Source organism: Paraburkholderia sp. JHI869 (assembly GCF_038900775.1).
In the GTDB taxonomy this organism is placed as follows: Bacteria; Pseudomonadota; Gammaproteobacteria; order Burkholderiales; family Burkholderiaceae; genus Paraburkholderia.
Genome location: NZ_JAYMSC010000003.1, coordinates 371430 through 386261 on the forward strand (window position 1 = coordinate 371430; position 14832 = coordinate 386261).

Genomic DNA, 14832 nt, shown 5'->3' on the forward strand with positions numbered 1-14832 from the left:
ACGCGCCAATTACTCGATAAAGTGCGCCAGGGCTGGAGCGGGTTTTCACTTAACCGCGTTGAAGCGGTCGATATTACCTTCGGCATCCTGATTAATGCCGCGCACCGGGAATTCGTGCTTTGTTCAGCTCACAAACTTACTGAAAACCATCAATTCGCTTTCACGCTTTGGGCGCTAGCGGGTTCGTTTGGCGCCTGTGCGACCCCAGTTGCGCGTCGCGCGCCATAGCACGGTGGCGTCGGCATAACCCACTGCGCGGGCCACGGCGGCGTTGGTCATGCCCTCCTGCTCGCGCAGCACCGCCACGCTGCGCTCGCGCTCTTCGCGAATGATCTGGCGCACGGAGGTGCCGGCGTCGGCGAGATGCCGCTGCAAGGAACGGTCCGAAAGCCCGAGGTCCTTTGCAATATCTCCCACCACGAGCTTCTCCCGCGCAAGCCGGCGCGTCACGAGATCGCGTACCTGATCCACGAGCGTGTGCGGGATCGTGTCGCGCGAAATGAGGTCGGTAGCGTGGCGCTCCATCATGCGCGCCATTTGCACGTCGGCGCTCTTGAGCGGCGTGTCGAGATCATGCGGGTGCACGACCACGCCGTTTGCCGGCTGCTGGAAGCGCACCGGCACGCGGAAGAGGCGCATATAAGGCTTGAGGTCCTCGGGGGCTGCGTGCTCGAAATGAATCTCGCACGGCGTCCACGCCGCGCCGCGCACCTGGCGAATCATGTGGCACATGGCGGACACGCTGTACTCGGCGTCCTGCCGGCGCGGCCAGATCTGCGTATGCGCGATGCGGTAGCTCCACATCGGCCATGCGTTGTCGGTCACGAGATCGACGGCCGTTGCGCTTTGCCACGAGCCAAGCGTATCGGTGAACTTACGGATTGCGGCGCCGAGCGTGGGCGACGACATGAACACGAGGCCAGCCGGCCCCAGTTCCGTGAGCTGCAATTCGGCGCCTAAACGCAGGCCGAGAAAGGGCTCGTCGAGCACCTGCGCCGCGCGCTCGAACGCGCCCACGTAGCGCCCCAGCGCTACGATTTCATAGGGATTGGAAAGCTGCCGGCGACTCAGGCCGAACTCGGCCAGCAATGCATCGCAGTCCGCACCAGCGGCGTCGAGCGCACGCACGATGGGACCCATCACGGCGCCGCGAATCATCGGGAAACCAGTATTGACAGGCACTCTTTTCATGTCTCGCTCCATTAAGGCCTGTATGCGCCGACAGTTTTAACCATCGATCGTCTCTGGCGCACTCTATCGCCCCTTTGGCGCGTTTTGCAAGCGCGAAAAAAATACGGCGTTTCTACGATTGACCCATCGACATTGCGTGAGACGAATGCGGATTCTTCATACCGTCCCACGCAATGTTGCGCCCAACGTCATCCTTACGAAATGCTTATGAACACGAATCCGAACGCGCATCCGCTCGACCCGTTGAGCCTCGCCGAAATGCAGCTTGCCTGTGACATCGTGAAAGCCGCGGAAAAGCTCGATGAATATGGGCGCTTTCCCGTCACCGAACTGCACGAGCCGCCCAAGGCGGAAGTGCTCGCCTACAAGCACGGCGATTACTATTCGCGCCGCGCCTTCGTCATTGCGATCGATCGCACCCGCACCCAGACGCTCGAATTCGTCGTGGACCTGCGCGAAAAGAAGGTCGAATCGCGCAAGGCGCTCGCATTGCAAAGCGCGCCCTACGGGCAGCCGCCCGTGATGATCGAAGACTTCATGAATGCGGAGCGCATCGTGAAGGAAGACGCCGCGTGGCGCGAGGCCGTCAAGAAGCGCGGCCTCACCGACGACGAACTCGAGCGCGTGCAGGTCGATCCGTTCTCGGCAGGCGCCTTCGACCGCCCGAATGAAAACGGCCGCCGTCTCGTGCGCTGCGTGAGTTACTACCGCGAGTCGCTGACCGACAATGGCTACGCGCACCCGATCGAAGGCGTTGTAGCCGTGGTGGACCTGCTTGCGCACAAGGTGATCGAGCTGATCGACGACGGCCGCATCATCCCCATTCCGCGCGCCAGGCACAACTACGACACGCCGAGCCTCGGCGAGCCGCGCGCCACCGTCAAGCCGCTCTCCATCAGCCAGCCCGAAGGACCGAGCTTCACAATCGACGGCTGGCAGGTTAGTTGGCAGAACTGGAAATTCCGCGTGGGCTTCACGCCGCGCGAAGGGCTGGTGCTGCACCAGATCACCTGGGACGACGGCAAGAGTGCGCCGCGCCCAATCGTCTACCGCGCAAGCGTGACCGAGATGTGCGTGCCCTACTCGGACCCCACCACGAACCACTACTGGAAAAGTGCGTTCGACGCGGGCGAATACGGACTCGGCAAGCTCGCGAACCAGCTCGAACTGGGCTGCGATTGCCTCGGCACGATCCGCTACTTCGACATTCCGTCCGCCGACGACTTCGGCAACGGCTTCGCCATGAAGAACGCGGTGTGCCTGCACGAAGAGGACTACGGCACGCTCTGGAAGCATTACGAGTTCCGCACCGGCGTGTTCGAGATGCGCCGCTCGCGCCGCCTCGTGATCTCGTTCTTCGCGACCGTGGGCAACTACGATTACGGCTTTTACTGGTACTTCTATCAGGACGGCACGATCCAGCTCGAATGCAAGCTCACGGGCATCATCCAGACCTCGGCGGTGGCGGATGGCGATACGTACCCGTGGGGCGGCATGGTCACGGAAAACCTGGGCGGCCCGACGCATCAGCACTTCTTCAACGCGCGTCTGCACATGATGGTGGACGGCGAGAAGAACTCCGTCACCGAGCATGAATTCACGCCGCGCCCGATGGGTGCGGAGAATCCGTACGGCAACGTGTTCGATACCACGAAGCGCGTGCTCAAGACCGAGCAGGAAGCGGCGCGCAACGCCAACGGTCAGACCGGGCGCTTCTGGAAAGTCGTGAACCCGAATGTGAAGAACCGCGTGGGCGCGAATCCGGGCTACAAGCTCATCATCAACGACTCGCCGCTCATGCTCGCCGATCCGAACTCGAAGGTGCGCCAGCGCGGCGGCTTCGCCACGCGCCACGTGTGGGTCACGCCGTACGACACGACGCAACGCTACGCGAGCGGCGACTACCCGAACCAGCACGCGGGCGGCGACGGTCTGCCGCGCTATATCGAAGCGAACCGCAACGTGGAAAACGAGGACATCGTGCTGTGGCACAGCTTCGGCCACACGCACGTGTGCAAGCCCGAGGATTTCCCCGTGATGCCGGTGGAGTATGCGGGCTTCATGCTCAAGCCCAACAACTTCTTCTACGGCAACCCCGCGATGGACCTGCCAGGCGGGCGCGATCCGCACAGCGTGCAGGACGGCGCGACGGCGCCCGATGCGAAGTCGTGCTGCCACAGCAAGCCGTGAGCACGCGATGATGCCGCGCGAGCGCCGTCCTGCCGTGACGCACGTGGTACGTCGCCTGTATGGCTGGGCGGCGATCACGGGCGGCGCTAGCGCGCTTGCTGCGGGCGTCATGATCGCGGCGATGCAGGCAGGCGCGCCGTTTTCCGCATTTGCCGCGAGCGCGCTAGCTTTGCTTGCGATGGCGCTGATACCTGGTGCGCTTGCACGCCGCTTCGCCACGCGCCCCACCGTGCCGATCGCGAGCGCGCTCGCGCTCACGATGGCGGCAATGAGCGCCGGGGCGCACACAGGCGCACCGCAAGCGCAGACGTCGCTCATATTGGGCGGCATCACCCTCATCGCCGCCGCATGCATTCCCTTGCGGCGTGCGCGTGATAACGCGGCGACATCGATGCCGATGCACGCAATGACGCCAGTGTGGCGCAACGGCTTGCTGCTCATCGCACCCGCGCTGCTTGCTGGCGTGTCGAGCGGCATGCTCGCGCGTTTCCAGTTCTTCGCGCTCTGCGGCGGCACTGCGATAACCGCTGCGCAGGTGGTGACATCGCTCGCAGTGGTGAGTCTCGCGGGCTGGCTCGCCGATCGCGTCGACTACCGGCACTCGCTTCTCGCGCTCTTCGTCTTGCGCGGTGCGCTGCTCGCCGCGCTCACGTTCGATTCCCTCGCGCCATGGGCCGCGCTCGCTGCGCCTGCTTTCGCTGCGCTCGACTACCTGACGCTCCCTACGCTCATACGCGGCGCGCGAGCATCTCGCACTTCGGGTGCGGGCTGTCCCGGCCTCGCGCACCATATGGGCATGCTGGCAGGTGCGACGCTCGCCACTACGACATGGGGCTTTGGACAAGGCTTTTACGCGCTGTTCCTGGTTGGCAGCGTGCTTAATCTTGCGTGTGCCTATGCATTCGTGACCCCTCGCCGATTCCAGAGGCACACGCCCTACTCCGCTTCAGCCGCACTCGCTGCGGGCAGCACGATCGACTAATCGCTGAAACAACCACCGAAAAACGTTCGCATTACTACCGAAAACAGGAGACGGTATGGACCGCCAGGATTTCACGCACACGATCCGCACGCAGATGTTCGTTGACGGACGCTTTAGCGAAAGCGGCAACGGCCGCACCTTCGCCGTATTCAATCCCGCCACGGGTGCCGAGATCGCCCAGGTGCCCGACGCCAGCGACGCCGACATCGACGCCGCTGTGACCGCCGCGCGGCGCGCTTTCGAGGCCGATACGTGGCGTCGCCTGCCGCCTGCCTCGCGCGAGCGCCTGCTGCTCAAACTCGCCGATCTCGTCGAACAGCACGGCGACGAACTCGCTGCGCTCGAAACGCTCAATCAGGGCAAGCTGCTGGGCTTCTCGAAGATGCTCGAAGTGGGCGGCAGCGTGCAATGGCTGCGCTACATGGCCGGCTGGGCGACCAAGATCGAGGGCAGCACGGTGGATCTCTCGCTCGCGTTCCCGCCCGGCGTGCGCTACAACGCCTCCACGCGGCGCGTGCCCGCAGGCGTGGTAGCCGCAATCGTGCCGTGGAATTTCCCGCTGCTGATGGCGGTCTGGAAAATCGCGCCCGCGCTCGCCTGCGGCTGCACCGTAGTGCTCAAGCCTGCCGAGGAAACACCGCTCACGGCCATACGACTCGCCGAACTCGCACACGAAGCCGGTTTTCCGCCGGGCGTGTTCAATGTCGTCACGGGCCAGGGCGAAACGGCGGGCGCGGCGCTCGTGCGCCATCCGCAGGTGGACAAGGTCACCTTCACGGGCTCGACGGAGGTGGGCCGCATCATCGGCAAGCAATGTGCGGGCGATCTCAAGCGCGTGTCGCTGGAACTGGGCGGCAAGAGCCCCGTAATCGTGCTCGACGACTGCGATCCGCAGCGCGCGATCGAAGGCGCTGCCGGCGCGATCTTCTTCAATCACGGCCAGGTCTGCACCGCGGGCTCGCGCCTGTATCTGCCGCGCGCGCGTTTTGATGCGATCGTCGATGGCATCGCGCAAGTTGCGCGCGCAACCGTTCTCGGTTCGGGCTTCGACGCTGCCACGCAGATGGGCCCGCTCGTTTCCGCACGCCACCGTGCCAAGGTCGCCGGCATGATCGCGCAGGGACGCATGGAAGGCGGCGAGATCGTGGCGGGCGGCGGCGACGGCAATCGCCCCGGCTTCTTCATCGAGCCCACCGTGATCTCGAACGCAGCCAACCAGCCGCTTACCGTCGTGCGCGAAGAGGTGTTCGGGCCGGTCCTCGTCGCCATGCCGTATGACGACGTCGAGGAAGCCATCGCTGCGGCGAACGCTTCGGAGTACGGTCTGGGCGCGAGCGTCTGGACCAACCAGCTCGACCGCGCACTGCGCGTGGTGGACGGCGTGCAGGCGGGCACGGTATGGGTGAACACGCACAACATGGTCGATCCGGCGCTGCCCTTCGGCGGCTTCAAGGCCTCGGGCATCGGCCGCGAGCATGGCCGTGCGATCATCGACGCGTACACGGAGACCAAATCTGTCTGCATCGCCTATTGAGCTATTGAGCGCCGCCATGCCGCATTGTTAATCGAAATGGAATGATGAAACCCGGCGGCATGCAATGATCGCCGCCGCGCTTTCGTTCATGATCGAGCCCATTCACACCACTGACGAGAAGGGCTCCGATCATGAACGCCTCCACAAACTCGCGCGGCGTCGCCATCGTTACGGGCGCCTCGCGCGGCATCGGCGCCGCGATTGCCGAACGTCTCGCACGAGACGGTTACGCCGTTGTCATCAACTACGCTTCGCGCAGCGCCGAAGCCGAAGCGCTCGTCGCGAAGATCGCGGCGGGCGGCGGCCGCGCCATCGCCGTGCAAGCGAACATCGCGAAGGCCGACGAGGTGCGCCGGCTGTTCGAAACCACCGCCGAAACGCTGGGCCAGCCCACGCTGCTCGTGAACAACGCGGGCATCATGAAGACCATCACGATTGCCGAGTCGACCGACGCGATCTACGACGAGACCTTCGACATCAACGTGCGCGGCACGCTCAACACGCTGCGCGAAGCGGCGACGAAACTCGCGGACGGCGGCCGCGTGATCAACTTCTCGACCTCCGCGCTCGCGATGAACCTGCCCGGCTACGCGCTCTATACGGCGAGCAAGGCGGCCGTCGAGACCATCACGCGCGTGTTCGCACGAGAACTGCGGGGTCGCTCCATTTGCGTGAATGCGGTCGCGCCGGGGCCGGTCGCCACCGAACTGTTCCTCAGCGGCAAGACCGAAGAGCAGGTCCAGCACTTTGCGAACATGCCGCCGCTGCAGCGCCTCGGGCAACCCGACGACATCGCAAGCGTCGTGTCGTTTCTCGCGAGCCCGGACGGCGGCTGGATCAACGGGCAGGTGTTGCGCGCGAACGGCGGGATCGTCTGACACGCCGCCCGGCGTGGTTTCGCGGACGCAATCCAGCGAGGACGTGGTGTGAGGGCAAGCAGCCGTGGCATGGAGCCGCCGGACCGGGCCGGTGCTACACTCCGTGCTCGAAAACGGTACAAATACAAAGCCGGCGAGCAGGCGCGCCGGCTCAGATTGCGCCCTCAACCACTCCAGACCATGTATCTGTCCATCCTTGCCGTCGGCATTGGCGGCGCACTCGGTTCGCTGCTGCGCTGGGTTCTCGGGCTACGCCTGAATGCCCTCTACCCCGAGCTGCCGCTCGGCACGCTCGCGTCGAACATCATCGCGGGCTACGTGATCGGCGTCGCGGTCGCGTACTTCGGGCGCATGCCGCAGCTTTCCGCCGAATGGCGCCTCTTCGTCATCACCGGCCTCATGGGCGGCCTCTCGACATTCTCGACCTTCTCCGCCGAAGTCGTTTCGCATTTGCAGCACGGACGTTTCGGCTGGGCCGCGGGCGAAATCGCCATTCACGTTTGCGCCTCGGTCATCATGACGATCCTTGGCATCGCAACGGTCTCGGCACTGATTCGCTGATCCGCAAAGAAAACGGCCGCCTCGCTATTTGCGAAACGCGGCCGCCTACGCGAGCTATTGCGTCAACAATCAGGCAGGACGCTGATAGCCGCCCAGCATGCCGTTCTTCGAAAACACCCACTGCCACAACTGGATGTCGCGCGCGCGGAACGCCCCGGCGCACGAAAGCAGGTAATAACGCCACATGCGGTGGAACCGCTCGCCCATCTTCTCCTTGAAACGCGGCCACGCGGCTTCGAAATTTGCGTGCCACGCCATGAGCGTGCGGTCGTAGTCGGCGCCGAAGTTATGCAGGTCTTCGGTCACGAAGAGACCGCCCGACGCGTCGGCGATCTGGCCAATGGTCGGCAGTTCGCCGTTCGGGAAGATGTATCTGTCGACCCACGGGTCGGGCGTGGTGTCGCGGCGGTTCTTGCCAATGGTATGCAGTACGAAGAGACCGTCGTCGGCAAGACAGCGCTGCGCGACTTCCATATAGGTGCGATAGTTCTTCGGGCCCACGTGCTCGAACATGCCGACGCTCGCAACGCGGTCGAACTTCTCGTCGAGCAACCGGTAGTCCTGCAAGCGGAATTCGACGGGCAGACCCTTGCAGCGCTCGGCGCCGAACGCGGCCTGCTCCTTCGAAATCGTCACGCCCACGCACGACACGCCATAGTGTTCGGCCGCGAACTTCATCAGGCTGCCCCACCCGCACCCGATGTCGAGCAAACGCATGCCGGGCTTCAGCCCGAGCTTGCGGCAGATGAGATCGAGCTTGGCGTCCTGCGCCTCATCGAGCGTCTTCGCTCCGCCCGACCAGTAGCCACAGGTATAGGCCATGTTCTTGTCGAGCATCGCCTCGTAGAACTCGTTGCCGATATCGTAGTGCTGCTGCCCCACCTTCCAGGCCCGGCGCACGGTCTGGCGGTTCATCAGGCGCGCCTTGAGCGCGTGGAACACCAGGCGGGAGGGATCGATCTGGTCATCTAGATGCGCGCGCAACACATGTGCGAAGAATTCGTCGAGCTGCTCGCAGTCCCACTGGCCGTCCATATAGGCCTCGCCCAGGCCCAGATTGCCTAGCGCGAGCACGCGCTCGGGCACCTGCGGATCGTGGATCCGCATGTCCCACGGCCGGGTGCCGTTGAACTTTATGTCCGCGCGCGCCAATAGCTGGGCTGTAAACCGCCAGGCCCCGGAAACGGTGGCCTCACGAACGGGTTGAGCTGCTTCGAGATCAGTCGTTGCCATACGTGCTCCATGTCGGCGGGAGTCGGGTCCTTGGTACCTGGCTCCGGCGCCATTCAAGAGGTTGCTATCAAGACATTCGTCGTCGCGCGCGCTGCGAGAAACTCTATGATGCACCTACTTCAAAAAACGTGCAGGAACACGCACAGCCCATACTGGGCGGGCCATAATCGCAAATCCGACAAAACCCATCGCCCCGGCGCGAGCAAACGGCGCGCCCGAACTGGAGAGACTGACCATGGCCTACGACGACAAGAACATCTTCGCGCGCATCCTGCGCGGCGAAGCACCCTGCATCAAGGTGTACGAGGACGACGCGACGCTCGCGATCATGGACGTCATGCCCCAATCCGAAGGCCACCTGCTCGTGCTGCCGAAAGAAGGCGCCGAGTTCATCTACGATCTTTCGCTGGAAGCCGGCGCCGCGGCGATGGCGACGGTGCAGAAGATGGCGGCCGCCATGCGCAAGGTGCTGGCGCCCGAAGGCCTGTTGATCGCGCAGTTCAACGGCGCCGCCGCTGGGCAGACCGTGCCGCACGTGCACTTTCACCTGATTCCGCGCCGCGCGGGCGAAGAACTGCGTCCGCACGCGCGTGAAATGGCTGACATGGCAAAACTCGAAGCGCTGGCCGAGCGCATTCGTGCCGCACTGTAAGCAATATGTATTGCTAACGTTCGCTTTCGCGAATACTCAAATCCCGTCGAATTGAACGAATTCGTCTAGCGGTACGCGGGCCGAGCGCCACTGGTTGATCGGCGCGCCGGGGTCTTCGTGACCGATCGCCATGCCGCAGAACACCATGCGTTCGCGCGGCAAGGCGAGAAAGTCGCCCACGCTTTGCGCGTAGCGCGCCCAGCATTCCTGCGCGCAGCTATGCAGGCCGGCCTCGCGCAGGAGCAGCATCACCGTCTGCAGGAACATGCCGAGGTCGGCCCATTGCGGCGGCCCCATCTGACGATCCACGCTGCAAAAGAGCGCGAGCGGCGCGTCGAAAAACGCGTAGTTGCGCGCGAATTGCCGCAGCCTGCCCGGCCGGTCTTCGCGCGCGACGTCGATGCTGCGGTAAAGATCCTCGCCCACCTGGTAACGACGCTCGCGATACGGCGAACCCAGGTCGCGCGGATACACGTCGTACTCCATCTGCTCGCCCGCAGGCGCCTGCGCAATGCGATCGGCCATGATCGCCTTGAGCTTCGCGAGCGACTCCCCGCCCACGACATGAACATGCCACGGCTGCAGATTGCCGCCCGAGGGCGCACGCTTTGCAGTATCGAGCACGCGGCGAATGACGGCGGGGTCCACTGGATCCGGCAAGAACTGGCGCACGGACTTGCGGCTGGTGACGGCTTCGCTGACCTTCAAGCGGATTCTCCTCGGGGGGATCGACGAAGCATTATCGGCGATCCCCCGCGCGGCTGCCGACGCTCGAAAGCAGGAGTCCGCGCGAGCGTCAGAACTTGTGACGGATTCCCACCACGACGAGCGCCTGATTGTCGGCGCCCGAACTCACGCCGAAGTCGCCGATCGATGCTTGCGCAACGACACTCGAACCCTTCGCATCGAGCGTGCGGCCGCTCGCCTTCTGGTAACCGGCGAGCGCGTAAAGGTCGGTGCGTTTGGAGAGCGAGTAATCGCTGCCGAGGTTCACCTGGTTGTAGTGCGCCGACGAGGGGCCGGTGAGCGACGTGTAGTTGTAGCCTGCTCCCGCGCGCAGCGCCGGTGTGATCTGATAGTTCAGGAACGCCGAGCCGCTGTTGAATTTCGCGGTTTGGTGGAAGGTTGAGTACGCATCGTTTGCGTATTGCGTGTTCGAGTAGGCGAGGCCTAAGCTCAATGCGCCCACCGAATAGCTGCCGCCCGCGCGCACGATCTGGATGGAGCTGGCGCTCGCGAAGCCCTGGTTGATGACCGTGTTGAAGAGACTGTCCGAGCTGCTCGTCCAGGTACGCACGCCGGAAGTGAGCGTGCTGCCGCCATTGGCGAAGAAATAGCCGGCCGCGAGCGAAAGCGGACCGTTCGAGTATGCGGCGCCGAAGCTGTATGTCTGCCCGCTGCCCGTTGCACCGGCCACGCCGCCAAAGCCGTACAGCGCCTCGAACTGCAGCCCCGCAATGAGCGGGCTCGCGTACTTGACCGAGTTGCTCACGCGCAGGCTGTTGTCGTAGTTGTCGAGGTCGCCGGGCGTGCCGAACACGCCGCCGAACGGACCGTCCGCGGTGAGCGGCTGCACGAGATCGACAAGCGGATCGTACTGGCGGCCGAGCGTGAGCGTGCCCCACGTCGTGCTGGCAAGACCGACGATGGCCTTGCGCCCGAATTCGCGGCTGCCCTGTCCGAGCGCGCCGGTGCCTACGTTGAAGCCGTTTTCGAGCTGGAAGATGGCGGCCAGACCGTTGCCGAGGTCCTCAGTGCCGCGCAGGCCCCAGCGGCTGCCCGATAGATTGCCGCTGCTCAGTTTGAGGAGCGTGGACTGGTTCTGGCCGTTTGCGCCCTGGGCGTTGTGCACGAAAGCCAGGCCGGCGTCGACGATGCCGTACAGGGTCACGCTGCTTTGCGCATGGGCGCTCGTGGCGATTGTGGCGCTGGATGCGGCGAACGCGAGCGCGAGCGCGGCGGTCAGCGGGCGGCGTGTGAGGGAGGCGTTTTTGTTGTTCATGCGGGGCGTTCCGTTGCGTTTGGTGGCTGTCGCTACGCGGTCCTTGCGAGGCGGCTGCAAGGCCGGTGCGGCAACGTTACGGAATGCCCCGGAAGCGGGGAACGAACGATTTCTGCGTTGCTTAGGGCGTGCGGCGGACTTTGCAAAGCGCAGATCGTGCCAGGTTCTGCGTGGATGCTTTCCCCCGGCGCGTGGACTCTGCTATAATTCGCCTCCCGCCGGAGAGATGGATGAGCGGTTTAAGTCGCACGCCTGGAAAGCGTGTATAGGTTAATAGCCTATCGGGGGTTCGAATCCCCCTCTCTCCGCCACCGAATACATAAGGCTCCCCACGAGGGAGCCTTATTGTTTTGGGTGATTCACAAGCTTTAGGTAGTTTGCGAGAAACCCGCAAACCCTTACGCCACGGCTGATTCGGCGAATGCGCACCAATCAGCCGAATCGCGCCAGCACGCGCTCAATTGCACCCCGTCGCAGTGCAATACTTGTTATACACAAGCCCGTTCCCGTCCATCCCCGCGATCGTCCGCGTGCCATTGCCGTAGTTCGTGATCGTCTCGGTCCACGTCGACCCATCGGCAGCCTGGCCGGTGATGAACGTCGTATCGCCAATCGATGCGCCGGTCTGCTCCCAGGCCTCGCCCGGCAGCTTCTGCTGATACCCGTTGACCGTAGACGTATTGCCGAAGCGCTGCACCGTGTACGAGTTGCCCGATTCGTCGACGCAGTTCTGGAAGGCGTCATTGCCCCAGCATTTGGCAAAAGCGGCTGGCGCCGCAAAGGCGCCGAAAATGACTAGGCTGAGTGCAATGCGCTTCAATGACTTCCCCGAACAAACGCTCATTTGATGGCCCGACTCGCCGCGAATCCCAGACCGGCGGCGCGCGAAATTGTACCTTGGCCGCGCCGCAGCAAAGCGCGCCCCATCTGGTTATCGGACAAAAGGGAGAATGACTTGATGGCGCGCCGGGAAGGAGCACGGCGGTGCTGCGTATCGTTGAACGCGCAACGTTGGAACGAAGGCCGGATCCACCCGATCAGCCAGCAGAAAAGGACGTCGGGCCGCAGCCCGACGCCGAATTCCCGCGTACTGCTTCGAGGACCGGCGCGGGAACGAGAGGACTTCAGTATCCCCTCGCCCGCGCGTTTTTAAAGTGCACGACCGCACACCGGCGATCAAGTCCTCGCCTCACGGATGGCGGATATAGTCCACCAGCGCAAGCGTATACGCGTCCGGCTTGCGATCGAGCAGGCTCACGCCAATCGCCACGAGAAAACCTGCGGGCACACCGAACACGCCCGAGCTGATGGGCTCGATGCCAAACCATCGCGGGCCGGCAAAGCCCGTGAGCTGCGTGAAGAACGGATACGTCGAGACGATGTAATAGACGCACACAGTCAAGCCCGCGATCATGCCGGCCACAGCGCCCAGGCGCGTCGTGCGTTTCCAGAACACGCCGAGCACGAGCACAGGAAAGAGACTCGACGCCGCGAGCGAAAACGCCGCCCCCACCAGGAAAAGAATGTTGCCCGTGTTGAGCGACGCCACATACGAAGCGAACAGCGCCACGCCGAGCAGCAGGATCTTCGACATCGTCACGCGTCGCTGGCTCGATGCGCTTGGATCGACCATGTGGTAGTACACGTCGTGCGAGAGCACGTTCGAGATCGTGAGCAGCAGGCCGTCCGCAGTCGAAAGCGCGGCCGCCAGCGCACCCGAGGCAATGAGCCCCGACATCACATACGGCAGCCCCGCAATCTCCGGCGCGGCGAGCACGACCATATCGGGCTGCATCTGAATGTCGCTCCAGCGCACCAGGCCGTCGCCGTTCACATCCGCAATGCTGATGAGATACGGCTCGACGCGCCGCCACTGCATGACCCAGTGCGGCAGATCGTCGAAGCGCTGCCCGACCAGATGCGTAAGGATCTCGAACTTGATCAGCACTGCGAGCACCGGCACGGTCAGATAAAAGAGCGCGACGAAGAAAAGCGTCCACCCCACCGAACGCCGCGCCGAGGCCACTGAGGTCGTCGTGTTGTAGCGCGTGAGGATGTGCGGCAGGCTCGCCGTACCAAGCGAAAGGCACAGCAGAAGCGAAAGGAAGTTGCGCTGATGTATGCGCCGCTCGGCATCGTCGGCGGCGGGGAACGGTTCGTTCATCGGCACGGGCGGCGCGGCGCGCTCGAGCAGGTCGTCGCGTTGGCGCGTCCACACCATGCGCGCGGCGTCCACGTCGCGCGGGAAGGCGTTCAATGCGCGCTCCAGCGAATCGATGTCGCGCAGCGGGCCGTTGTGGCGGCGCATCTCCGCGAGCGACTCGACGAGGTGCGTTTTTTCCGCGACGTACGACTGCGGCAGCGTGTCGAGGCGCGTTTGCCATTGCGCCGCGCGCTTGCGGTATTCGTCGCGCACGTTGGCTTCGGCACTCGTGCCGCGCACATCGCGCTCGAGCGCTTCCACACGCTGCATGACGTTGCCGTATTCGATTTGCGGCAGCCAGCCCAGACCGTCTCGATGCGCGATCAACGAAACCGGGATCAGGATCGCGGCGATGAGGATGATGTATTGCGCGACCTGCGTCCACGTGACGGCGCGCATGCCGCCAAGAAACGAACACACGAGGATGCCCGCCAGCCCGCAGAAAATGCCGATGGCGAAATCCACGCCGATGAAGCGCGTGGCGATCAGCCCCACGCCCTGGATCTGCGCGACGAGGTAGACGAACGAGCAGAGGATAGTCGCGAGCACCGCGAGCGCACGTACGAGGTTGCTCGAAAAGCGCGTGCCGAGGAAGTCGGGAATCGTGTAGCGCGCGAGCTTGCGCACATACGGCGCGAGCAGGAACGCTACGAGACAATAGCCGCCCGTCCAGCCCATCAAATAAGCGAGGCCGTCGTAGCCGCTCGCGTAGAGCGAGCCCGCGAGGCCGATGAACGACGCGGCGGAAAGCCAGTCGGCGGCTGTCGCCATGCCGTTGAAGAACGAGGGCACGCGCCGCCCCGCCACGTAGTATTCAACGAGATCCGAGGTGCGCGAGAGCAGCCCGATGACCGCGTACACGGCGATCGGCACGAACAGGAACACGTAGCCGATCCACATGCCGGGGCCGGTGGCAAGCTCGATGCGCCACATCACGTAGACGAAGGCGAGAAAGCCGAGCGTGTACAACGCGTAGGAGCGGATCAGCCGGTGCGCAAGCCTCATCGTTGCTGCGCCTTGCTGGCTTCGCGAATGGCGACGTCGGCTTCGAGCGCGGCTTGCAGCACGCGGTCGGCGCGCTGCATCAGCACGATATAGATCGCGACGAGCAGCACGTAGAGCAGGATCGCGCCCTGTGCGCCCAGGTAGAACGGCAGGCTGAAGCCCGCGAAGCGCACGTCGGCGAGCGTGCGCGCAAAGAGCGGCGCAACGAACGAGACGAGAAAGCCAATCGTCATGAGCACGGCGATCAGCGCGACGTTGAAGCGCCAGTAGCGCCGATGCGCGCGCGCCATCGCTTCGCTCACCGGGGGTGGCTCAGGCAAGGGATTGAGGTTGTTCTGCGGGGTAGTGTGTGGCGCGGCCATGCGCCTGTGTAGCAAAAACGCGTATGGCCGGCAATCGGG

The 14832-nt window shown here is 64.1% G+C and carries 13 protein-coding genes and 1 tRNA gene; 7 read left to right on the forward strand and 7 right to left on the reverse strand.

What is annotated here, in order from left to right:
* Nucleotides 1-174: 174 nt before the first annotated feature.
* Nucleotides 175-1191, reverse strand: a complete 1017-nt coding sequence (locus tag VSR72_RS08085) for an AraC family transcriptional regulator (RefSeq protein ID WP_342951873.1) — start codon at nucleotides 1189-1191, stop codon at nucleotides 175-177.
* A 207-nt stretch (nucleotides 1192-1398) separates the two neighbouring features.
* Between VSR72_RS08085 and VSR72_RS08090 the strand changes: the two genes are divergently transcribed.
* The 5 genes from VSR72_RS08090 (at nucleotide 1399) to crcB (ending at nucleotide 7336) form a co-directional block, all read left to right on the forward strand.
* Nucleotides 1399-3381 (forward strand): primary-amine oxidase, encoded by a 1983-nt coding sequence (locus VSR72_RS08090; protein WP_342951874.1) that lies wholly within the window; start codon nucleotides 1399-1401, stop codon nucleotides 3379-3381.
* Nucleotides 3382-3388: 7 nt separating this feature from the next.
* On the forward strand, nucleotides 3389-4363 hold the full coding sequence (locus tag VSR72_RS08095; protein ID WP_342951875.1) for a hypothetical protein: 975 nt from the start codon (nucleotides 3389-3391) through the stop codon (nucleotides 4361-4363).
* 94 nt (nucleotides 4364-4457) lie between these two features.
* Entirely contained in the window at nucleotides 4458-5897 is a 1440-nt protein-coding gene (styD, locus tag VSR72_RS08100) for a phenylacetaldehyde dehydrogenase StyD (RefSeq protein ID WP_342952038.1), read from the forward strand.
* 131 nt (nucleotides 5898-6028) lie between these two features.
* Nucleotides 6029-6775 carry an SDR family oxidoreductase gene (locus VSR72_RS08105; RefSeq protein WP_342951876.1) on the forward strand — a complete coding sequence of 249 codons (747 nt, stop codon included), beginning with the start codon at nucleotides 6029-6031 and terminating at the stop codon, nucleotides 6773-6775.
* A gap of 180 nt (nucleotides 6776-6955) precedes the next feature.
* Nucleotides 6956-7336 carry a fluoride efflux transporter CrcB gene (gene crcB, locus VSR72_RS08110; RefSeq protein WP_158758125.1) on the forward strand — a complete coding sequence of 127 codons (381 nt, stop codon included), beginning with the start codon at nucleotides 6956-6958 and terminating at the stop codon, nucleotides 7334-7336.
* A gap of 69 nt (nucleotides 7337-7405) precedes the next feature.
* Here the strand turns inward: crcB and cfa are convergent, their stop codons facing one another.
* A complete protein-coding gene (gene cfa, locus VSR72_RS08115) occupies nucleotides 7406-8569 on the reverse strand; it encodes a cyclopropane fatty acyl phospholipid synthase (protein ID WP_342951877.1) in 1164 nt (387 codons plus the stop codon).
* A gap of 235 nt (nucleotides 8570-8804) precedes the next feature.
* Between cfa and VSR72_RS08120 the strand changes: the two genes are divergently transcribed.
* Nucleotides 8805-9221 carry an HIT family protein gene (locus VSR72_RS08120; RefSeq protein ID WP_342951878.1) on the forward strand — a complete coding sequence of 139 codons (417 nt, stop codon included), beginning with the start codon at nucleotides 8805-8807 and terminating at the stop codon, nucleotides 9219-9221.
* A 36-nt stretch (nucleotides 9222-9257) separates the two neighbouring features.
* On the opposite strand, the gene VSR72_RS08125 is transcribed toward VSR72_RS08120, so the two are convergent.
* On the reverse strand, nucleotides 9258-9929 hold the full coding sequence (locus VSR72_RS08125; RefSeq protein WP_342951879.1) for a nitroreductase: 672 nt from the start codon (nucleotides 9927-9929) through the stop codon (nucleotides 9258-9260).
* Nucleotides 9930-10017: 88 nt separating this feature from the next.
* Complete coding sequence (locus VSR72_RS08130) at nucleotides 10018-11223, reverse strand: porin (RefSeq protein ID WP_342951880.1); 1206 nt, start codon at nucleotides 11221-11223, stop codon at nucleotides 10018-10020.
* 220 nt (nucleotides 11224-11443) lie between these two features.
* Here VSR72_RS08130 and VSR72_RS08135 point away from each other — a divergent pair.
* A tRNA-Ser gene (locus VSR72_RS08135) sits at nucleotides 11444-11534 on the forward strand.
* A 146-nt stretch (nucleotides 11535-11680) separates the two neighbouring features.
* Here VSR72_RS08135 and VSR72_RS08140 read toward each other — a convergent pair.
* The 3 genes from VSR72_RS08140 to VSR72_RS08150 form a co-directional block, all read right to left on the reverse strand.
* Nucleotides 11681-12043, reverse strand: coding sequence for a hypothetical protein (locus VSR72_RS08140; protein WP_342951881.1), 363 nt, complete (start codon nucleotides 12041-12043; stop codon nucleotides 11681-11683).
* A 369-nt stretch (nucleotides 12044-12412) separates the two neighbouring features.
* The gene (locus VSR72_RS08145) at nucleotides 12413-14431 is read right to left on the reverse strand and encodes a sodium:solute symporter family protein (protein WP_342951882.1); all 2019 of its coding nucleotides are present in this window, start codon (nucleotides 14429-14431) and stop codon (nucleotides 12413-12415) included.
* Nucleotides 14428-14793 carry a DUF4212 domain-containing protein gene (locus VSR72_RS08150; RefSeq protein ID WP_342951883.1) on the reverse strand — a complete coding sequence of 122 codons (366 nt, stop codon included), beginning with the start codon at nucleotides 14791-14793 and terminating at the stop codon, nucleotides 14428-14430. The genes VSR72_RS08145 and VSR72_RS08150 overlap by 4 nt, the downstream gene beginning before the upstream one ends.
* Between the last annotated feature and the right edge of the window lie 39 nt (nucleotides 14794-14832).